The 20,604-nt window shown below is 60.3% G+C and carries 19 protein-coding genes; 9 read left to right on the forward strand and 10 right to left on the reverse strand.

From position 1 onward, the window contains the following. Positions 1 to 116: 116 nt before the first annotated feature. Complete coding sequence (locus CWS72_RS13090) at positions 117 to 1,136, forward strand: GlxA family transcriptional regulator (protein ID WP_338056188.1); 1,020 nt, start codon at positions 117 to 119, stop codon at positions 1,134 to 1,136. A gap of 354 nt (positions 1,137 to 1,490) precedes the next feature. On the opposite strand, the gene CWS72_RS13095 is transcribed toward CWS72_RS13090, so the two are convergent. The 3 genes from CWS72_RS13095 to CWS72_RS13105 all read right to left on the reverse strand — a co-directional run bounded on the left by CWS72_RS13095 (position 1,491) and on the right by CWS72_RS13105 (position 5,671). Then, complete coding sequence (locus CWS72_RS13095; RefSeq protein WP_101251067.1) at positions 1,491 to 2,840, reverse strand: c-type cytochrome; 1,350 nt, start codon at positions 2,838 to 2,840, stop codon at positions 1,491 to 1,493. Positions 2,841 to 2,954: 114 nt separating this feature from the next. Next, complete coding sequence (locus CWS72_RS13100) at positions 2,955 to 5,213, reverse strand: xanthine dehydrogenase family protein molybdopterin-binding subunit (protein WP_101251068.1); 2,259 nt, start codon at positions 5,211 to 5,213, stop codon at positions 2,955 to 2,957. Beyond that, positions 5,210 to 5,671 carry a (2Fe-2S)-binding protein gene (locus CWS72_RS13105; RefSeq protein ID WP_101251069.1) on the reverse strand — a complete coding sequence of 154 codons (462 nt, stop codon included), beginning with the start codon at positions 5,669 to 5,671 and terminating at the stop codon, positions 5,210 to 5,212. Before CWS72_RS13105 ends, CWS72_RS13100 begins: the two co-directional genes overlap by 4 nt. Positions 5,672 to 6,305: 634 nt before the next feature. On the opposite strand from CWS72_RS13105, the gene CWS72_RS13110 reads away from it, so the two are divergent. The 5 genes from CWS72_RS13110 (at position 6,306) to CWS72_RS13130 (ending at position 11,466) form a co-directional block, all read left to right on the forward strand. Then, positions 6,306 to 6,860 (forward strand): flavodoxin family protein, encoded by a 555-nt coding sequence (locus tag CWS72_RS13110; protein WP_101251070.1) that lies wholly within the window; start codon positions 6,306 to 6,308, stop codon positions 6,858 to 6,860. Beyond that, the gene (locus CWS72_RS13115; protein ID WP_199175675.1) at positions 6,857 to 7,654 is read left to right on the forward strand and encodes a carboxymuconolactone decarboxylase family protein; all 798 of its coding nucleotides are present in this window, start codon (positions 6,857 to 6,859) and stop codon (positions 7,652 to 7,654) included. The genes CWS72_RS13110 and CWS72_RS13115 overlap by 4 nt, the downstream gene beginning before the upstream one ends. A 53-nt stretch (positions 7,655 to 7,707) precedes the next feature. Then, complete coding sequence (locus CWS72_RS13120) at positions 7,708 to 8,868, forward strand: iron-containing alcohol dehydrogenase (protein WP_101251072.1); 1,161 nt, start codon at positions 7,708 to 7,710, stop codon at positions 8,866 to 8,868. Between the two features lie 183 nt (positions 8,869 to 9,051). After that, on the forward strand, positions 9,052 to 9,957 hold the full coding sequence (locus CWS72_RS13125) for a LysR family transcriptional regulator (protein ID WP_101251073.1): 906 nt from the start codon (positions 9,052 to 9,054) through the stop codon (positions 9,955 to 9,957). Between the two features lie 387 nt (positions 9,958 to 10,344). Then, on the forward strand, positions 10,345 to 11,466 hold the full coding sequence (locus CWS72_RS13130) for an alpha/beta hydrolase (protein ID WP_199175676.1): 1,122 nt from the start codon (positions 10,345 to 10,347) through the stop codon (positions 11,464 to 11,466). Between the two features lie 221 nt (positions 11,467 to 11,687). Here the strand turns inward: CWS72_RS13130 and CWS72_RS13135 are convergent, their stop codons facing one another. Together CWS72_RS13135 and CWS72_RS13140 are read right to left on the reverse strand one after the other, a co-directional pair. Next, positions 11,688 to 12,416 (reverse strand): RibD family protein, encoded by a 729-nt coding sequence (locus tag CWS72_RS13135; RefSeq protein ID WP_101251154.1) that lies wholly within the window; start codon positions 12,414 to 12,416, stop codon positions 11,688 to 11,690. Positions 12,417 to 12,550: 134 nt separating this feature from the next. Next, positions 12,551 to 13,036: a cyclophilin-like fold protein gene (locus tag CWS72_RS13140; protein WP_199175677.1), complete on the reverse strand. Its 486-nt coding sequence runs from the start codon at positions 13,034 to 13,036 to the stop codon at positions 12,551 to 12,553. A 290-nt stretch (positions 13,037 to 13,326) separates the two neighbouring features. On the opposite strand from CWS72_RS13140, the gene CWS72_RS13145 reads away from it, so the two are divergent. After that, a complete protein-coding gene (locus CWS72_RS13145) occupies positions 13,327 to 14,220 on the forward strand; it encodes a LysR family transcriptional regulator (RefSeq protein ID WP_101251074.1) in 894 nt (297 codons plus the stop codon). A 394-nt stretch (positions 14,221 to 14,614) separates the two neighbouring features. Here CWS72_RS13145 and CWS72_RS13150 read toward each other — a convergent pair whose 3' ends face one another. The 3 genes from CWS72_RS13150 to CWS72_RS13160 are packed head-to-tail and all read right to left on the reverse strand — an operon-like array spanning position 14,615 to position 16,934. Further along, complete coding sequence (locus tag CWS72_RS13150) at positions 14,615 to 14,845, reverse strand: non-oxidative hydroxyarylic acid decarboxylases subunit D (RefSeq protein WP_101251075.1); 231 nt, start codon at positions 14,843 to 14,845, stop codon at positions 14,615 to 14,617. Between the two features lie 35 nt (positions 14,846 to 14,880). Continuing rightward, positions 14,881 to 16,305, reverse strand: coding sequence for a non-oxidative hydroxyarylic acid decarboxylases subunit C (locus CWS72_RS13155; protein ID WP_101251076.1), 1,425 nt, complete (start codon positions 16,303 to 16,305; stop codon positions 14,881 to 14,883). A 53-nt stretch (positions 16,306 to 16,358) separates the two neighbouring features. Continuing rightward, the gene (locus tag CWS72_RS13160; RefSeq protein WP_101251077.1) at positions 16,359 to 16,934 is read right to left on the reverse strand and encodes a non-oxidative hydroxyarylic acid decarboxylases subunit B; all 576 of its coding nucleotides are present in this window, start codon (positions 16,932 to 16,934) and stop codon (positions 16,359 to 16,361) included. A 168-nt stretch (positions 16,935 to 17,102) separates the two neighbouring features. Here CWS72_RS13160 and CWS72_RS13165 point away from each other — a divergent pair, with 168 nt between their 5' ends. Together CWS72_RS13165 and CWS72_RS13170 are read left to right on the forward strand one after the other, a co-directional pair. Then, on the forward strand, positions 17,103 to 17,516 hold the full coding sequence (locus CWS72_RS13165) for a MarR family winged helix-turn-helix transcriptional regulator (protein WP_101251078.1): 414 nt from the start codon (positions 17,103 to 17,105) through the stop codon (positions 17,514 to 17,516). 354 nt (positions 17,517 to 17,870) lie between these two features. Continuing rightward, a complete protein-coding gene (locus tag CWS72_RS13170; protein WP_101251079.1) occupies positions 17,871 to 19,070 on the forward strand; it encodes an MFS transporter in 1,200 nt (399 codons plus the stop codon). Between the two features lie 6 nt (positions 19,071 to 19,076). Here the strand turns inward: CWS72_RS13170 and CWS72_RS13175 are convergent, their stop codons facing one another. After that, positions 19,077 to 19,607 carry a response regulator gene (locus CWS72_RS13175; protein WP_199175678.1) on the reverse strand — a complete coding sequence of 177 codons (531 nt, stop codon included), beginning with the start codon at positions 19,605 to 19,607 and terminating at the stop codon, positions 19,077 to 19,079. A 242-nt stretch (positions 19,608 to 19,849) separates the two neighbouring features. Further along, on the reverse strand, positions 19,850 to 20,578 hold the full coding sequence (locus tag CWS72_RS13180) for a nitroreductase family protein (protein ID WP_101251080.1): 729 nt from the start codon (positions 20,576 to 20,578) through the stop codon (positions 19,850 to 19,852). Positions 20,579 to 20,604: the final 26 nt, after the last annotated feature.

Below are 20,604 nucleotides of genomic sequence, written 5' to 3' on the forward strand. Positions count from 1 at the left end.
CCTCATTTTCCGAAGAACAACAAAGGGATCGACATCATGGGAACCAAAGGAACAGCCCTGGTGACCGCGCCCGTGAAGCCCCGTTTCCGCCCGACGACGAGTGAGCATTGATTGACATGACCGGCTTCGCCATGACAGGAATCGTGGTAAGCGACAAATCAAGATGCGGTGAGGCGGGCATGGCGGCCATCGGCGTTGTGATATTCGACGGATTTCAGGTCATGGGACTTGCCGCGCTGTCGGCCTTTGAAATGGCGAACAGTGTGCTCGACAGAAAAGCCTATGAGGTCGAGATCCTTTCCGAGCACGGTGGTCCCGTTCGCAATTCGCTTGGCTTCACCATCGATACACGACCGTTCGCGACAAGGGACTTCGATACGGTGATCACCATCGGAGCACTTAACGTGGCACCGTCTTCGCCGGCGCTGCTTGAGTATCTTCGCTTGGTGGTCCGAACCGCCCGGCGGGTCGCGGGGATTTGCACCGGGGCTTTCGTGCTCGCCGAGGCCGGATTGCTTGATGGCAGGAGGGCGACGACGCACTGGAGCTACGCAAGCAAACTGCAGATGCTTTACCCGGAGGTCAGGGTCGAGCCGGACCGGATCTTTATCGCCGATGGCCAGGTCTGGACATCGGCGGGAATGAGCGCTGGGATCGATCTTGCGCTCGCTCTCGTGGAGAATGATTTCGGCCAGGAGGTCGCCAAGGCGGTGGCGCGCAATCTCGTCGTCTATCTGCGGCGTCCGGGCGGCCAGTCACAGTTCTCGACGCTGCTTGAACTCGAGCCGAAGTCCGATCGCGTACGGCGGGCTCTCGTCTACGCCAAGGAGAATCTCAGGAACGAGCTTTCGGTCGACGAACTGGCGGAGGCCGCACGGCTCAGTCCGCGCCAATTCAGTCGCGTTTTCCGCGACGAGACGGGTCAGTCGCCGGCCAAGGCCGTCGAGCATCTTCGCCTCGAAGCGGCGCGGGTGATGATGGAGGAGGGGCGCCATTCGATGAGCGAGGTCGCACGCGAGACGGGCTTTGCCGACCGCGAGCGCATGCGCCGCGCCTTCCTGCGCTCCTACGGCCAGCCGCCGCAGTTCATCAAGCGTGCCGCCGGGAATGCCCGCACGGCAAGCTCACCTGACTGAAGAATCGTTGCTAGCGCAGTCATCGTTTTGAAAAAAAACGCCGGGACCACCATCAATATAACCGGTCGCGTCACGACATTCAAAACGGACTAGGGTCTGTCGTCATTTACCGCTCTTCCGGTATTTTGGTTTGGCGATTCAATCAAAAGACGTCATGCCCGGCCTTGAGCCGGGCATCCACGCCCCCGAACAAGTCTCCGCCGTTCGCTCCCACCACGTGGATGGCCGTGTCGAGCACGGCCATGACGGTTTCTGGGGCCATCAGCACGATATCCCGGCAACTGACGACACGCCCTAGGGTCTGAGGACATTCAGATGAGCTCAGAACCTGGTTGGCTGAATGCATGTGCGGGATCAGCGCATATGCAAGATGATGACGCTGCTGTTTGCGGGATCTGTGCTTTCGCGAAGGTGTTTCACCTCCTCCGGCTTGACCGGCTCGCCATTGTTTCCCCATGAGGATCGGGCGAAGGACAGGACGTCGGCAATCTGCCGATCGGACAACTGCTCACGGAAGGGCGGCATGCGATAGGCATCCGGGATGCCGTCGGCAACGACCCGTTTCGATCCGTTCAGCGTCACATTGATGGAGGAGGCGTTTTCCCGCGCCATCAAGGACGCCGCACCGGCCAAGGGGGGAAACCACTGACCCTGACCGCGCCCGTCCGCACCGTGGCAGAAGCTGCATTTCGCCAGGAAGGTTTGAGCCCCGGGCGTCTTCAGCCGGGCATTGAGGGCGAGGGTATCGTTGGATTTCGGATCGTAATGCCATGCGGGCCCATCCCGACGGGGATCGCCCGGCAGCGATTTCAGGTAATGGGCGATCGCCCTCAGATCCTCGTCCGTCATGAACTGCGTGGAATTGTTGAAGGCATCCGTCATCGAGCCGAAAACCACCGCATGGCGGTTGCGGCCCGTCTTGAGGAACTGGTGAAGCTCGTCCTCGCTCCACCGGCCGAGTCCCCTGTTGGGATCGCCCCTGAGGCTCGGCGCATACCAGCCGTCGAGCAGCGCGCCAGAGAGGAAAAGGGGATTGCTGTCGTCGAGAGCCCTCTCGTTGAAGGCAAGTCCGCGCGGCGTATGGCAGGCGCCGCAATGCCCAGGTCCCTGGACAAGGTAGGCGCCCCGGTTCCACACCGCGTTTTCCGAGGGCTGCTCATGGTGGCTACCGTGATCCATGAAAAGAGCGCTCCAGAACGCCAGGGGCCAACGTATGCTGAGCGGCCAGGGGATATCGCTCGCCTTGTTCGCATGGCGGGCAGGCTTCACGCCATGCATGAAATAGGCATAGAGCGCGCGCACGTCGTCGTCGCTGAGCTTTGCGTAGGATGGATAGGGCATTGCCGGATAGAGATGATGGCCGTCACGCGCGACGTCGTGCCGCACCGCTCGATCGAAGTCGGCCAGACTGTAGTTGCCGATCCCGGTTTCCTTGTCGGGCGTGATATTCGTCGCGAAAATCGATCCGACCGGTGTCGCCATCTCAAGACCGCCGGTGAAGGGGGGCTGGTCCGGCGAACCATGGCACCCCACACAATCGGCGAGCCGGGCGATATATTCGCCGCGCTGAATGAGTTCTGGCGACGGTGCTTGCGAACCTGCGACGCCGTCGAACGGTGAAGACGGTACGCGGGTGGCAAACCAAGTCACACCGGCCGCTGCCAGCACGATGACCGGCAGCAGGACTGACAGGAGCTTTCTCAATTGTCTTTCCGTCCCTTATCCGTTTGATCTCGTCGGCGACCAGCATCTTTGGCGTCCACCCCCGGCCGGGGGCGGGGAAATGCCCGATCGCATCGACAGGGGAGGCGCCTCATCCTAGCTTTCGAATGTATGGCGGGAGAGGGGCATGCTGCGGACCCGTTGGCCGGTCAGCCTGGAAACGGCGTTCGCCACGGCCGGCGGAACCGCCGGAAGTCCGGGCTCTCCGATACCCCCCATCTTTGCCCCGCTCTCGATGATCCGCACATGCACGCGGGCCATGCGATCGGAGGGAAGGATGGGATACAGATCGTAATTCCGGGCTACCGGCTGGCCGTTCTTGTAAACCGCCTCCTCCAACAGCACTTCCGACAGCCCCAGCGCGACCGCCGAATTGACCTGAGCTTCGATGATGGCGGGATTGACGATGCTTCCCGGATCGATCGATTGCCAGACGTCATGCACCCTGATCTGACCGTTTTCGATCGAGACCTCGGCGATTGCCGCCGTTTCCGTGCCAAACGGCGAGGCCATGGCGATACCCCGCGCGCGCCCCGTGCCGTCTGTCGCGGTGAAGGGACCGCGCTTCCATCCGCCTGAGAGGTCGACAACCGACTGCAGCAGAGTGGACAGGCGCTGATTGCCCCGCAAAAGATGCAGTCTCAGTTGATAGGGATCCTGCCCGCCTTTGTCGGCCAACTCATCAAGGAATGCCTCGTAGAGGAAGTCGTTCATGGAATTGCCGACCGAACGCCAATATCCGAGCATTACCGGATTTTTCACATAGATCTGCGCAATCCGGTGGTTGGGAATTGCATAGGCCTTGCCAGCCAAACCTTCGACCGCACTGGGATCGATTTTTCCATCCTTGTGGCCGGAAATACCCTCCGTTGGGCCTTCGCACACGGTTACGGCCTCAAGGGCGACGGGCAGTCCGTTCGCGTCGAGGCCGCCGCGAAAACGGACCGCCGCCATGGGGCGCAGCGTGTCGCGCAGAAACTCCTCCTCACGGCTCCAGATCAGCTTGATCGGTCGTCCGACCTCTTTCGCCAGTTGAATCGCCTGGGGATAGGGGGTGGCGGTGTTGTAGATGAAATGCCGTCCGAAGAAACCGCCCAGCAGCGGCGAATGGATAATGATCCGGGAGGGATCGAGACCGGTTCGCCTGGCGATATCGGCCTGGAACATCTCTGGCGCCTGGTTCGGTATCCACAGCTCAAGGGTGCCATCGGGATTGAAGCGCGCCAGAGCGGATGGAGGCTCAAGCTGCGCGTGATTGACATATTGCGAGCGATAGGTGGCGCTCACCACCGTATGTGCATTTTTCAACGCTCCGGCGACATCCCCGACATTCTCCGCCTCCTGGCCAGAACCGGGCGTGTTTGCGAGGAGGTCACTGAATGCGGCGGTCGAGAAGTCGGCCGGCATGTAGCGCACATCGGACTCCGGACCCGGTTCGCGCCAATCCACCTGCAATGCTTCCGCCGCGCGCTTCGCGCTCCACCAGCGCTCGGCCACCACCGCGACGGCGCCGGGCAGGCGATGGACCGAGTGGACGCCTTTCATGGCGCGAACCGCGTCCTCATTTCGGACATTCCCGACCGTCAGACCGAGCCGCGGCGCATGCTGCACAGCGGCATACAGCATGCCTTCCGCGCGGCAATCGATGGCGAAAATCGCCTTGCCCACCGACTTCTCATAGACATCGAGGCGTGCGAGCGGTTTGCCGATCCAACGGAACTGGCCGGGGTCCTTCAGTGTCACGCTTTCCGGATCTGGCACCGGCAGATCCATGGCCCGTTCGGCGAGTTGCCCATAGGGGATCGATCTGCCGGATGGTCCGTGGATGACCCGGCCCGGTTCGGTGGTGAGTTCGCCGACCGGCGCGACCAAGCGCTCGGCTGCCGCCTGCAGCATCATCTGGCGGGCAAGCGCGCCGAGGCGGCGCATCGTCGAATAGCTCATCCGGACCGACATGCTGCCGCCGGTGATCCGCATGCCGTTGCCCATAACCTTATAGTCGGATCCAGCCGGAGCGTTTTCCACGATGAAGCCCGCCGGATCGGCATCAAGCTCCTCGCCGACGATCTGCGCCATTGCCGTGAAGATACCCTGGCCTCCTTCCACGAACGGGCTTTGCAGATGCACCGAGTTGTCCGGACGGATTTCGAGAAATGCGGGAACTCTCGTTCCGGGCTTCATCGTTCCGGAAAGGCCCTCGGCGCGCGCGCCTCCGACCGGAAGCCCGAAGCCGAGAACAAAGGCGCCAGCGGTGGTTCCCGCCGACAGAAGAAGGAATCGTCGCCGGGAAAGGTTCACCGGCGCGCCGGTCAGCAGAGATGTGTCCGGGGAAAGCAAATTGGCCGGTTTCGTCATTGCCCGGTCCTCTCGTCGCCCGCCAGATCGTGGATCGCCGCGCTGATCGCGTTGTAGGTACCGCAGCGACACAGATTGACCATCGCCGCCGCGATCTCGTCATCGCCGGGGTGCGGGGTTTCCTTGAGCAGAGCGGTCGCCGCCATCACCTGGCCGGACTGACAATAGCCGCATTGCGGAACCTGATGCTTGACCCAGGCGGCAACGACCCGCTTGCCAACGGGATCGTTTTCGATCCCCTCGATCGTCGTGATCCGGCGATTTTCCAGGCTTTCGATCGGCGTGACGCAGGCCCGCGTGACGATGTCGTCCACCATCACGGAACAGGCCCCGCATTGGGCGATCCCGCAGCCGTATTTCGTGCCCGTCATGCCGAGTTCGTCCCGGAGAACCCAGAGCAAGGGGGTGTCGGGCTCGGCCTCCACCTGGTGGGTAATGCCGTTGATCGTCAGCTTCATGGGGCACTCCTTGATTTGGTCTGCGGTATGTTGCGACATACCGCTTGGCACAAGACGTCGACGCTTATCCGGCATGATCCGCATATTCTGCAGATGCGGAGTTTTCGGACGCGCCAGACCTGGGGACCGCTTGTCTTCTTGTTATTCAGCACAACCGCCACACCAACATGGTGTGTGTCGCAGCAGTTTATTATATCCGGAAATCCGCATGCTCTTATGAGCGGTACACATAAATAGTCCCGCTATTGGGTGGCTTTGACGCCCTGCCTGCTCCGGACGAATGCTCCGCTCTTTTGGACTGCCGGAAGCGTCTCCTGGACCCCGATCCAACACGTCGATAGCGAGCCGAACGGATGATCCGTCTGCGCTCATTGTAGATCTGTGGGCTACAAGTCATGGAAATCATTTCGCCACTGATGCGCAGGGATCCGTAGTAGGTTGTTTTCATCGCGAAGGCGACAAGGCGACAGTAAAAAGCGCTATTTCATCGCATTAATTCAGAATATCAGAACTAGTTAATTTAGTATAACGTATACTGCCATGTTTTTATTAAAACAAAAAGTAAATATGTTTATAACAACTATAGTATTTTTTTTGTAATTTAATCAACATTCGTCGTTGTGAGGAAAGTCAGATGTTAATTTCGATCGTCTACGACAGTGGTTATGGCCGTACGGCCCGGCAAGCCGCAGCCGTCGCCGAGGGTGTGCGCCAAGTGCCGGGAGCGGACGTGAAGGTCATCGCGGTGGCCGACGGCTCCATCCCGTGGGATAGACTGGAAGCGAGCGATGCCATCATCTTCGGCTCGCCGACCTACAACGGCACGCTGAGCGCCCGGCTCAAACAGTTCATGGAGGAGACAACCGGGCCGGTGTGGCGCGAACTGAAGTGGCGCAACAAGCTTGCCGCCGGCTTCACCACCTCGGGGGCCAATAACGGCGACAAGCTGAATACGCTGGTTTCGATGGCCTTATTCGCCGCGCAGCATGGGATGATCTGGGTCGGTCTCGACCTGCTTCCGGGCGAGGGGGACGACGCCCTCAACCGGCATGGCAGTTGGATCGGCGCCATGGCGACATCCCTCCAGGGTGAAGACCCCGAGACGGCAATGGTCGCGGGCGATCTGAAAACGGCGTCTTACCTCGGCAAGCGCGTCGCCGAACTCGCCGGGCGGCTTGCTGGCAAATGAGCAGGGGCACGCCGAGCCCGCGCACATCTGAACGACCGCAACACATTCAACCCGTGGAGACCAAGACAATGGCCGACTGGAATCCGAATACGTCCGAGGTGACGCCTGAGGATATTCGCGCGGTTGCCCCCGTGCTTGAGAAGTACACCGTCAACTCGATCGTCAAGGATCTGTGGACCCGTCCCGACCTGACTGCGCGCGACCGGGCGATCATCACCGTGTCGGCGCTGGTCGCTCGCGATCAGTCGATCGCGTTACGCCACTACTTCAATGTGGCGCTGGATTCAGGAGTGACGCCCGGTGAGATCTCCGAGATCCTCACTCATGTCGCCTTCTACGCGGGATGGCCGAACGCCTTTTCCGCGGTCGCGATCCTCAAGGAGATTTTCGTGGAGCGTGGCGTCGGCGCCGATCAACTGCCGGCCATTGAGCCGAAGCTTCTTCCCATCGAGGAGGCACTGCCCGACGAGAACATCCGCGTCGCTTTCGGCGATCAGCAGATCGGCCCGGTCTCCTTGGGATTGCGGCATTTCACCGATGATCTGCTTTATCATGAGGTTTGGTTGCGACCCGGTCTTGCGCCGCGTGACCGGAATCTCGTGACCGTTGCCGTGCTGGTCGCGACCGGCCAATCGACCTTTCTTCCCTTCTACCTCAATCGCGCCGTCGAGAAGGGCATCACCCGTGCCGAGGTCGGGGAAATCCTGGCCCATCTTGCCTTCTATTCCGGTTGGCCGGTGGTGATCACAGCGACCGCCGCGGTGAAGGACTTCTTCGCTGGCCGGGCAGCCTGAGCGGTTCGTCCTTCGGCCACTGCCAACACTCTTTTTTGCTCTGGAGAACAAACGTGTTTGATTTCGAATTCCAAAACCCGACACGGATCGTGTTTGGCAAGAACAGCGTCGCCAAGCTCGACGCCCTCGTACCGGCCGACGCCCGGGTGCTCGTGCTGTTCGGTGGTTCCAGCGCGGAACGCACCGGTACGCTTGCCGAGGTGCGAGCCGCCCTCGGTAAGCGCGAACGGCGCGAGTTCGGTGGCATCGAACCCAACCCGACCTATGAGACGCTGATGCGCGCGGTCGAACTGGTCCGCGCCGAGAAGCTGAACTTTTTGCTGGCGGTCGGTGGCGGGTCGGTGATCGACGGGACCAAGTTCGTTGCCGCCGCCGCCGGCTTTGAAGGCGATCCCTGGCGCATCCTGGAAACCTTCGGCGGGGCGGTGACCAGTGCCCTTCCGTTCGGCACAGTCCTCACTTTGCCGGCGACGGGCTCCGAGATGAACCACAACGCCGTTGTCACCCGGGCGTCCACCCATACCAAGGCGTTTTTCGCCAATCCCCTGGTTTTCCCGAAGTTCTCCGTCCTCGATCCGACCAAGACCTACACTCTGCCGTCCAATCAGTTGGCCAACGGCGTCGTCGACGCCTTCGTCCACGTCGTCGAACAGTACCTTACCTATCCGGTCGAGGGGTTGGTCCAGGATCGTTTCGCCGAGGGGTTGCTGCGAACCTTGATCGAGGTTGGTCCGAAAGCGGTCTTGGAGCCGCGCGTCGACTATGACACGCGCGCCAATCTGATGTGGTCGGCGACGATGGCGCTCAACGGCGTGATCGCCGCCGGCGTGCCGCAGGATTGGGCGACCCATCTGGTTGGTCACGAACTGACCGCGCTTTACGGGATCGACCACGCCCGTACCCTCGCGATCATTCTGCCGGCCATGTTGGGCCTGCGTCGCGACGCCAAACGCGCCAAGCTGCTGCAGTTCGCAGCTCGCGTCTGGGATATCACCGACGGTGGCGAGGACGAGCGGATCGATCAGGCGATCGAGAAGACCCGTACGTTCTTCGAAAGCCTGGGTGTCAAGACCCACCTGTCCGATTACAATATCGGTGCCGACGCGATCGATGGTCTGGTCGCGAAGCTTGAGGAGCAAGGCCTGACCAAGCTTGGCGAGCGCCAGGACGTCACGCCGACGATCGCCCGCCGGGTCTACGAGGCGAGCCTGTAGCGCCGGAGAGATGGCGCCTGCCGGTCTTCTCCATCGCGCCGGCCGTTTTTTGCCGGTCCTCGCGATGATCGGGAGGCGCCATTGCCGCAATCCAAGGCATTGCTGCGCCGATCGAACGGATCCGTCCTATCTTCACGATGATCTGTTCTGCCGTCGCAAGGCGGTCATGGAAGGAGTTCGATAATGCGCGATAGACTGGACGGGGTCGCGGTGTTTGTCGAGACGGTGGAAGCGGGCGGCTTCGCGAAGGCTGCCCAGAGATTGGCGCTCTCACGTTCGGCCGTCGGCAAGACGATCGCGCGATTGGAAGCGCGCCTGGGCGTCCGGCTGTTTCATCGGACGACGCGGATCCAGACCCTGACAGAGGACGGACAAGTCTACTACGAGCGCTGCCTGCGTGCCCTGGAAGAACTCCGCACCGGGGAAACGCTGCTCGAATCCGGACGGAGGGAGGTTGCCGGGCGCCTGCGCGTCTCCATGTCCGTTCTGTTTGGCCGCCACTGCGTGGCGCCGATTCTGGTCGAGATGGCGCGGCAGCATCCAAAGCTGGAACTCGATCTGAGCTTCAGCGACCGGCCGGTCGATCTCGTCGCCGAGGGGTTCGATCTTGCCATCCGCAGCGGTTCGCTCGGGCCGGGCAACGGGTTGATGGCCCGGCGTCTCGCGACCTATCGGAAAGTGGTCTGTGCAGCCCCCGCCTATCTGGCGATTCGGGGGCGGCCACGAGTCCTCGCCGCACTCGGTGATCACGACACGCTTCTCTACGTACGCGGCGACGCCACCCATCCCTGGCTTTTGCCGGCGGGAGACAGCGGGGCGACCGATGTGACCCCCACCTCGCGCTTCCGCTTCGATGATCTCGAAGTGATCGCGGACGCGTCCGTGGCCGGAATGGGGATCGCCTATCTGCCTTTCTGGCTGATTCGAGAACGCATCCGATCGGGTTCGCTCGTTACGCTGTTCGACGATTTGCCCGCAGCCCTACTGGATTGCTACGCGGTTTGGCCGGAAGCCCAAAACCTGCCGCTGCGATTGCGCTTGGCCATCGATGCCCTGGCGGCGGAATTGCCGAAGTCGATCGCTCTCTAAAGTCCGGTCGACAAAATTGAAATGATAAACAGGAAGGGCGCGATGACGGGTCTTGGCGGGCACCTCCAGCACACCGCCATATTTATCGGTTTTGCGCATAAGTGCATGCATTCGAACCTGTCTAATTTTGTCGATGAGAGGGTGCTAGTTTCTCTTTAGGCATTTGAGGCGGCAATTGATCTGAAGTTGGCTCACCGCGGGATTTCGACTCCAAACTCGGTGTCGATGCTGCGGTCGGGCGCGAGCTTGCCGGTGTTGCGGGATTGATGAACCAGAATCACAACACCGAACTAAGCGCACAATCGGATACGCGGCCGTCGCGCCACAAGATTTCCACTGCAACGAACCAATCCCGCAGGGCAATCCTGCAATGAAAGGGCCCCACCCGTGACCACGCAGAATTCCGATGAACGCGCTGTGGAAGAGCTTGTCGGCTTCGACATTGGCCGGCGTAACCTGATGAAGATGACGGGCGCCAGCGTTGTAGCACTCGGTGCGATGTCGGTTCTCGGTACCCCCTTTGCGATGGCTCAAGACCTGTCCAACGGGGCCGACAACTTCTACACCAGCGACAAGGCGATCCTCCAGAAGGTCTCCTTCAAGAGCCAATATCAGATGAACGTCGCAGGAAACCTGTTCGTTCCCAAGAGCCTTGACCGGACTGCGAAGCATCCGGCGATCATCGTCGGGCATCCGATGGGCGCGGTGAAGGAGCAAAGCGCCAATCTGTATGCCGCGAAAATGGCCGAACGCGGATTCGTGACCATGTCCATCGACTTGCCTTTCTGGGGCGAGAGCGATGGCCAGGCCCGAAACCTGGTTTCGCCGGACGTTTACGCCGAGGCCTTCAGCGCCGGAGTCGATTTCCTGGGCACGCAACCGTTTGTCGACAGGGCACGGATCGGTGCGATCGGGATTTGCGGCAGTGGCAGCTTTGTCATCAGTGCGGCCAAAATCGATCCGCGCATGAAGGCGATCGCGACGGTCAGCATGTATGACATGGGGGCTGTCAACCGCAATGCGCTGAGGCACTCGCAGACCGTGGAACAGCGAAAGCAATTCATCGCCGCGGCGGCCGCGCAGCGCTACGTGGAGTTCACCGGCGGCGAAACCGAATACACCAGCGGAACGGTGAATCAACTGACGGCGGACACCGACCCTATTCAGCGTGAGTTTTATGACTTCTACCGCACGCCAAGGGGCGAGTATACGCCCGAAGGTGCGACGCCCCTGACCACGACACACCCGACGCTGACCAGCAACATCAAGTTCATGAACTTCTATCCGTTCAATGACATCGAGACGATTTCCCCCCGTCCGCTTCTGTTCATCAGCGGCGATCAGGCCCACTCCCGCGAGTTCAGCGAGGATGCCTACAGACTCGCTGCCGAGCCGAAGGAGCTTTACTGGGTTAAGGGGGCTGGTCACGCCGATCTCTACGATCGGGTGAACCTCATCCCGTTCGATAAGCTCCGATCGTTCTTTGATCAGCATCTCGCCGCTGTGTGAGCCAAGCTGACGTCAGCGCCGCTGACGGCAATTGGTTTTCCGGAGGCCGGGAGAGCCTGTCAGCTCTCCCGGTTTTACCGAGACCGGAGGAGGTGGCGTTGGTTTTTCCGAAACCATCCCACGAATTTTCTGATGGACGATGATCTGCGGATCTTAAGGAAAGCCGCTGAGTGGCATGCCGCAGGCGAACAGACAGCCTTGGCAGGCCAGCGCGCATCCGTTCAATGTCGAGGGGAAGGGGGATTGGCTTCAACTCCGTATCGGAGCCAGACCATGCCGCCATCCAGCATTTCCGTGGCGGTGTGGCGGAGAGACAGGCCGGCGGCAGGTTTTTCATTTGGGCCGCCGAGATAGTCGAAGATGCCGGGCGCCTTGGCCAGTCCATCGATTGCGGGATAAACGAGCAGGCTGATCTCGTCGATCAATCCCGCTTTCAGAAAGGCGCCGTTGATGATCCCGCCTCCTTCAAGAAGGATAGTCCTGATGCCGAAAGCCTCGCCCAGAACATCCATCGCTTGGCGTAAATCGTATCCATCGGGACCGGCAAACAGATAGGAGACGCCGCCTTCGCGCAATTCGGAGAGATAGGCGTCAGAGACCCGTTCGCCCAATATGGCGACGAGATGATTGCCTTCGGCCTCATCCTTTTCGTAATGGAGCTTTCCTTGCGGATCGATGGCAACGGCGACGTCCCGTCCCCGGCGATCGGCGATATGAGCTTGGCGTGGACTCTTCCCGGCACTGTCCGGTGCTGGCGCCGCCGCATTGGCGTAGTATTCCATGGTTTTGCGGCCGACCATCCAGCCGTCGGCGTCGAGGCGTGCGGCGACCTCTTCATAGTGCCGACTTAGCACGTCCCCATCGATCCCCGCGGCTGGCGCTGTCCAACGGTTTACCTGCAAAGCACCGTCGATCGAGCTCACCATGTGGCAGATAATTTTGGGACGCATGTGGATTCCTTCAATGAGATCGGCCATGGTGCGGCCATGTGTATAAGCAGAGTTCCCCAAACCCATTTCGTCGCCGTCTTGACGGATCTTCGGGGACGCGCGGGACGTCGATCAGGCCAAAAGTTTCGGTCCCGCTATTTTGCGTCGAGCTCGAGCGTCACCTTCACCGACCCGGATACATTCAGAGCCTGCATTCCGGACTCGATCTTGGCGATGGTGATGATGCCGGGGGAGGGGACGGTCTGCCCGTCGTGCCGGTAGTAGATTGCGACATCGGGACCGGGAGACCAATAAATCAGATCTCCGACGGCATAAGTTCTCGTTCGCTGTCCGCCTTCCGAAATGGCCCTCGGAAGATGGGCGAATTTCTCCCGTCCGAACAGGTCTTCCATTGTCAGGGTGAGCGGCAGCAGGGATACGAAATCCCGGGCGGTTTCGCTGTCGACCAAAGTGGCCGTAATGACGTTGCTTTCGATCTTGAGACGGATCCTCATGACGTGAGCCTGTTCAGCGGATCTTTCCAACGATGGCTTTATACCGGAGTTGCTGCTGTCGGCGCCGTAGGCGACCTTGGTGAAAGCCATCGCCGCGGCGATAGGCAGGAACAGAAATCTCTTCATTCTTGCCTTCCCTTCGCGCCGGAAAGTTCAAGTTGTTTTTGGCGGGACGCGACCCTTTCCGGCAGTCATTGCGTTAAATCTAGCAAGCGAATTGACGCATGATTAGATGGCGAAATGCGCAAGGAGTTATTCGGCATGCACATGAATGCGTCGTGAAAAAACGAACTCCGGCGGCGGAAGTCAGTCAGCAATAATCGCCGGTTATCCCGGTTTCCTGCACATCTGTGGCTGGCAGGGATGGGATGGGTTATGTTTGGGCCTGCGAACGAACTTATGAAAGATGACCATCAATGCCGCGCGAAATTGTTGGCGACCTCCGTGTTTTTCTCGCGGTCGCGCGTGAGCGGAATTTCACCAGGGCGGCCGCGCAGATCGGGATGTCCCAGTCGGCCCTGAGCCATGCCATCCGTGAACTTGAGGAGCGGCTTGGCGTTCGCCTGCTGACCCGCACCACGCGGAGCGTTTCCCTGACCCAAGCAGGCGAACGCGTGCTTCAAGCCGTGGGCCCCCGGCTCGGGGAGATCGACACCGCACTCGCGGCTTTGAGAGAATCTCGGGAGAAGCCTGCCGGCACTGTTCGGATTACTGCCACCGAGCATGCCATCGACTCCGTCATTTGGCCGAAATTGGCGAAGGTTATGTGGGAGTATCCCGAGATCAAAGTCGAATTCGTCATCGATTACGGCCTGACCGACATCGTCAAGGAGCGATACGATGCCGGCGTGCGTTATGGCGAGTATGTGGCGAAGGACATGATCGCCGTGCGTATCGGACCGGACACACGTGTCGCGGTCGTCGCCGCCCCCTCCTATTTCGCAAAGCGGTCACGGCCCCAGACACCGCACGATTTGGCCGCTCACGACTGCATCAATCTGCGCACGCCGACACATGGCGGATTGTTCGCCTGGGAGTTCGAAAAAGAAGGTCGTGAGCTCAATGTGCATGTCGAGGGGCGGTTTATCTTTAACGGCATGTACCAGGTGGTGAATGCGGCGCTGGACGGATATGGCATCGCTTATATGGAGGAAGAGTTCGCGTTGGCGCATATCGCCGACGGACGCCTCGTGCGGGTGCTCGAGGACTGGTGCCCTCCCTTTACGGGTTACCATCTCTATTACCCCAGCCGGCGCCAAGCATCGACGGCCTTTACCGTGGTGGCCGAAGCGCTTCGTTACCGCGGATAGCCGCGATGGGAACGCGCCGGCAGTGCATCCCACGTGCGTCGGCCTCCCGGCTTCCGGCCTTGCTCCTGCGAAAACGAGGAGGTCCGCCAGCATAGGAGAAAGCCATGCTGGCGGACGGTTATCGGTGGCGGCGGGATTCGTGCCGGGCAACCTGCGGCGGGACACGATCCTCCGCGTAATACCAATTCTCGGTGATCGGAACCGATCACCGAGCCCTCAATCGCCGGGCGGGATACATCCGTATCCGTTGCTTGGCCATCTCGGCCTCCGGCCCGCCTGCGTCGTCGTTTGCCCTTCGGGCTGCAAGGCTTCGCGCCAACGATGGCGCGGACCCTCAATGGGCCGGGCCAAGTCTCGATGAGTCATCCTCATCGAGACTTGGTATAAGACAGTGTTATCGCTGGTTAAGCAGCGGCGGGATGGTCGGGACCTGCGGAGCGTTATCGATGTCCGCCTGGGTCATGCGAAACTCCTCCGGATAATGCTCTCGGCTGGTCCGCCGCAGCGGCTCGGTCGAGCGCCAGGTGTAGAGGCAATGCTGGCACTGGTAGACTTCCCAAACGCCGGGAACCGGCGACAGCGCCAGGGTTTCGATTTTTTCGTCGGCACAACGGGGGCATATCATGGCGGAACTCCTGCGAATTTCTAATGGGGCCGGCATCAGCGCCGTGCCAGCAAGGTCGACAGCTTCTCGGCCCAGGCCTTCGCTTCCGGCAGGTCGCGGACCGGCTGGCTGTAGTGGCCGCGCTTGTCGGGAGCGACGGGCGTGGTGGCGTCGATGATCAGCTTGTCGGTGATGCCGGCCGGCGACGAGCCGGGATCGAGTTCCAGCACCGACATGTTGGGCAGTTGCACCAGATCGCCCGCCGGGTTGACTTTGGCCGACAGCGCCCACATGACCTGGGGCAGATTGAAGGGGTCGACGTCCTCGTCGACCATGATGACCATCTTCACATAGCCAAGCCCGTGCGGCGTGGTCATGGCGCGCAGGCCCACGGCCCTGGCGAATCCGCCATAGCGCTTCTTCGTCGAGATGATGGCGAGCAGCCCGTGCGTATACATGGCGTTGACCGCCTGAACCTCCGGGAATTCGGCCTTCAGCTGTTGATAGAGGGGAACGCAGGTGGCCGGGCCTATCAGATAATCGATTTCGGTCCAGGGCATGCCGAGATAAAGGGATTCGAAGATGGGCTTGCGGCGGAAAGACGCTCTGTCGATCCGCACGACGGTCATGTTGCGACCGCCGGAATAATGTCCGGTGAATTCCCCGAATGGCCCTTCGATCTCGCGCTTGCGGCCTTCGATAACTCCTTCAAGGATCACTTCGGATCCCCAGGGGACATCGAAACCGGTGAGCGGCGCGGTGGTGATGGGATAGCTTTTTTCGCGCAAAGCCCCGGCCATTTCATATTCGGACTGATCGTAACGCAACGGCGTTGCCCCCATCAGGGTAATGATAGGGTCGTTGCCCAGCGAAATGGCGACGGGAAGGTCCTCGCCCCGCTCCTCGGCCATGTGCAGATGCCGGGCGATATCATGCATCGGCACGGGCTGCAGGCCGAGTTTGCGCTTCCCCTTCACCTCCATGCGGTAGATCCCGACGTTCTGCTTGCCGAAATTATCGGGATCGAGCGGATCACGCGAAACGACGCAGGCCTTGTCCAGATAGAAGCCGCCGTCGCCGTCATTGAGACGGAATAAGGGCAGGATGTCGAAAAGATTGATCGCGTTCCCCTCGACGGTGTTTTCCGCCCATGGCGGGTTGTCGCGCCGTTCCGGAGCAACGGGAAAGGTCTCCCAGCGGCGGATGAACTCGTCGACCTGGGGCTTCGTCGGCGTGGTGGGCGCCAAGCCCATGGCGATCGCGTGATTGGCCCAGGAGCCGAGGGTATTCAGCGCCACGCGGGCGTCGGTGAAGCCGGCGATGTTGTCGAAATAGAGCGCGGGCGCATTGTCGCCGATACGGCTGACGGCGTTGGCGGCGGCCGCAAGGTCCGGCTCGGCCGCCACCTGCTCGCTGATTTCGAGTAATTGCCCGTTCTGTTTGAGTGCCTCGAGGAATTCTCGCAGGGTGTCATAGGCCATCAATGTTTCTCCTTGGATGGAATCGGGAATCGGTTGGGGATCGGAATAGAGAGTCAGCGCCGGTCGTGGTCGAGGCCTGCCCACCGCTTGGCTTTTTTCCAGGGGACGCCGAACTGGTCGAGCACGCGGGCGACCACATGGTCGGTGACGTCGCCGATGCTTTCCGGATGGTTGTAGTAGGCCGTCATGGGGGGCACGAGGCGCACGCCCATGCGGGACAAGGCCAGCATGTTTTCCAGATGAATCGTGCTGAGCGGCGTTTCCCGCGGCACCAGGACCAGTTTGCGTCCTTCCTTGAGGATCACGTCGGCTGCCCGCCCGATCAGTTCGTCGGCGTAGCCGGCTCGAATGCCGGCCAGGGTCTTCATGGAACAGGGGATGACGATCATGCCGTCGGTCAGGAAGGAGCCGGATGAGATCGCCGCCGCCTGGTCGCCCGGACGGTAGACGTGGTCGGCCAGGGCTTCCACGTCTGCTATGGAATAGGACGTCTCGGACTCGATGGTGACGCGTGCCCATTTGGAAATCACCAGATGGGTCTCGATGCCGCCGACCTCCCGCAGGGCTTCGAGTAGTCTGACGCCCAAGGGCGCGCCGGTCGCGCCAGTCATTCCGACGATCAATTTCATAAGATTTATCGCCCATGCCGTTCTGAGGAAATCCGTTCCTATACGAACTATAAGGATGCGATCGACCAATATAGTTCGTATAAGAACAATTAGGCTATGCTATTCCTCTGGCTCATGCAAGGGCATATTGTTCGCACCCGAACATATCAGGCGACCGAAGGAGGCGTTATGGAGGGACGGCTTGAGCAGGAAGTCTTTCACGTGATCCGCCGGCTGATGCATGAGCATACGGCGCGCTGGCAGCAGATGTTGCCCGACCTTACCAAGCCGCAATATGCCGTGCTGAGCGCCATCGCCGAGCGCCCGGGCATCGAACAAATGCGGCTTGTCGATGCAGCTGCCTCCAGTAAGGCCACATTGGCCGAAATGCTTAACCGCCTCGAGGAGCGCGGCATCATCGTGCGCCGGCAGGACGATATCGATCGGCGCCGTCGCTTCGTCCATTTGACCGAGGCGGGGCAGGCCATGCTTACCACCGCACAACCGTTCGCCCGACAAACCGACGAGGTATTCCTCAACCGGCTGTTACCGTCCGAGCGCAAGAATCTTCAGAGGTTGCTCGGCCTCATGCTGGTGCCCTGACCACTTGCACGAGGCAGATGATGTTTCGGCGTCGTGCCACGCCGTGCCTCATGCGGAAATTCTTGGATCGATTAGCTGATTTATGCACAGACGCCATATGTTCATGTGCGTCTTATCATCTAATCGCGAGGAGGCCTCGCTGTTATATGTCATGCATCATAAAGCGACGGGATGAACAACCAACACTGTGTTCGTTGAGACTGTTGTCCTCCATGAGTGCTGTGATTCGTTGTGATGTTTCTGGAGAAGATGATTGAGGCCAGGCGGAATTTTTGCCCGCGCCGGAAATCACCACAATTCAATTAGTTGGTGGGGGTCACTCGGCACTCGTTAGAGTTTTGAGGTAATGTGGAAATGCTGGTCAAGGTCGCTTCTGAGTGCCGCGAAGGCGAGAATGGATCGGGGGCGTGGGGCGCCGTTTTTGCGATGTCCCTGGGTGCATTCGCGTTGATCGCATCCGAGTTCATGCCGGTCAGTCTGCTAACCCCGATCGCGGCTGATCTCGGGATAAGCGAGGGGCAGGCGGGACAGGCTATCTCCGTATCCGGCGCGTTCGCCGTTCTGACGAGCCTGTTCATTTCGTCGGTGGTCGGACGACTCGACCGCAAACTGGTGCTTCTGTCGTTGACACTCCTGATGATCATCTCGGGAACGATCGTGGCATTCGCTCCGAACTACGTCACGTTTATGATCGGCCGGGCGCTCATCGGGGTCGTCATTGGCGGATTCTGGTCGATGTCGGCCGCGACGGCAATGCGGCTGGTGCCGGACCATCACGTGTCGCGGGCTTTGGCGATCCTGAACGGCGGAAATGCGCTGGCGACCGTTGTCGCCGCGCCCATGGGAAGCTTTCTCGGCGCGATCATTGGCTGGCGCGGAGCCTTCTTTTGCGTCGTTCCGATCGCGATGATCGTTCTTTGCTGGCAGTTTATGAGCCTTCCCACGATGAAGGCCGAACACGGGGCGGCTTTCGGAAACGTCTTCAGGCTGCTGAACCGGCCTTTGGTCGCCTTGGGCATGGCGGCGGTCAGCATCATGTTCATGGGTCAGTTTGCGCTGTTCACCTATCTGCGGCCGTTCCTCGAAACGGTGACCCGTGTCGATGTTTCCACGCTGTCGCTCATACTTCTCATGATGGGCGTGGCCGGCTTCGCCGGCACCACTCTTATCGGAGCGTTCTTGAAGGAAAGCCTCTACAGGACGCTGGTTATTATCCCGGTATTGATGGCTGCGATCGCAGCGGCTCTCGTCGCATTCGGGGAATCGGTTGCCGTGACGGCTGTGCTGTTGGGCATTTGGGGGCTGATCGCCACGGCGGCGCCGGTCGGATGGTGGACATGGCTGGCGAAGACGCTGCCGCGCGATGCGGAGGCGGGCGGTGGACTTATGGTGGCGATCATTCAGCTCGCGATCACGATGGGGGCGACTGTCGGCGGTCTGCTGTTTGATACGCGCGGCTACCAGAGCACTTTCGATGCCAGCGCGCTGCTGCTCGCCGTGGCGGCCCTCCTGGCTGTCATTACGTCTCGCACGGGTCGGCTCAAGACGGCCTGATCGGCCTTATGTCTCGACATTTTCGATAAGGAATGCGGGCTGCGGCTGGCGAAATGGGCCCGCGCCATCGTCGGCGGAGCGCAGCTCGCGCCGGGCGACGTCGAGGCGCCAGCCGCCAAAGCAAAGCGTCGGCCGTGTTTCGCTGGAGGCTGGGATCATCGCACTCTCGGCCGTTCGTCTCAGCACGGCCTTGACGCGCGCCAGCAGTTCGCGCTGGTCGAACGGCTTTGTCAGATAATCATCCGCTCCGATTTCCAGGCCGACGACACGATCCGTATGGTCCGCCATGGCGGTCAGCATGATGATGGGGACCCGTGACACGGTCCGCAATCGCTGGCAAAGGCTGAAGCCGTCCTCGCCTTGCAGCATCACGTCGAGAATCACAAGGTCGATTGTTTGCTTCTCAATGGCATTGAACATGGCGATACCATCTTGGGCGGTCGAGACGTTGTGGCCATGTTTGCGAAAAAACGTCATCAGCAAGGACAAAATATCCTTGTCGTCATCAACGATCAGAAGATGGGGCATCGCACTCATTTCCTAACGCTAGCACGTGCTGATGACGGCTTGATGTCCGGATTTCCATAATTTGTTTCAGATCATACACAATATGTCTGGTCATCTATAAGGAGCACATCAAGCTGATATTTACTCGAACACTCGATCCCATGCCTCTAGTGCATTGACACAAGCGAAAGATACAACAATTTCGTCAATGCACGACAGTCCGCGCGGCGCTTGAGCGATGAAAAAGCGGAGCTTTTTCGCTCTTGCAGACTCTAGTGTAAAACAACCACGTCTGTTATCGGACGACGCCAACGCTCTTCAATTCTGGCATCCTGGGCGCGATACCCGAGTGCGATGACGATTGGGATCACAGTCCCCCGTGACAGTCCCAGAATTTTGGCGACCTTCGACGCGGAAAAGCCTTCCATCGGACATGAGTCGATCCCTTTCGCCGCGGCTCCGAGCATGAGGGTTTGAGCGGCGAAGATCGCATTGCGCGCAGCCCAATGACGACTGCCGATGTGACCTACCGGGAGGAGGGACAGACTGGGTCGAATCAGCGCGGCAAGAAAGAGAAGGGGAGACCATAACGCCGAGGATCCGATCCCCAGGATCTTCTGGAACTTCCCTATTTGTTTCCGGTAATAAGCCTTCGAGTTCGGCTCAAGGGCCGCCGATGTTTCAACATGCGCGAGTTGCGCCATAGCGGTTCGTTTTCCCAGCGAGGGACTTGCCGCAACGACAATAAGATCTGTCGCAGATGCTGCCGCTTTCTGTCCGTTGCATGCCGACGCGACATTCGCTTTCAAGGAAGGATCTCGAATCCAATGCAACTCATAGGGCTGCAAATTTCCGCTTGAAGGCGCGAACGCAGCTTCAGCAAGCAATGCGCACACGTCCTCCTCGGGAATCGGGGTTGAGTCAAATTTGCGAATTGCCCGGCGAAAGCGATTCGCGGCTTGGAAGGCGGCCCAGGGCCGCAAATCATCTTGTGTTTTCATGACGTGAATAGTCCGGGTAGGAGTTC

The organism is Telmatospirillum siberiense (assembly GCF_002845745.1).
In the GTDB taxonomy this organism is placed as follows: Bacteria; Pseudomonadota; Alphaproteobacteria; order Rhodospirillales; family Magnetospirillaceae; genus Telmatospirillum; species Telmatospirillum siberiense.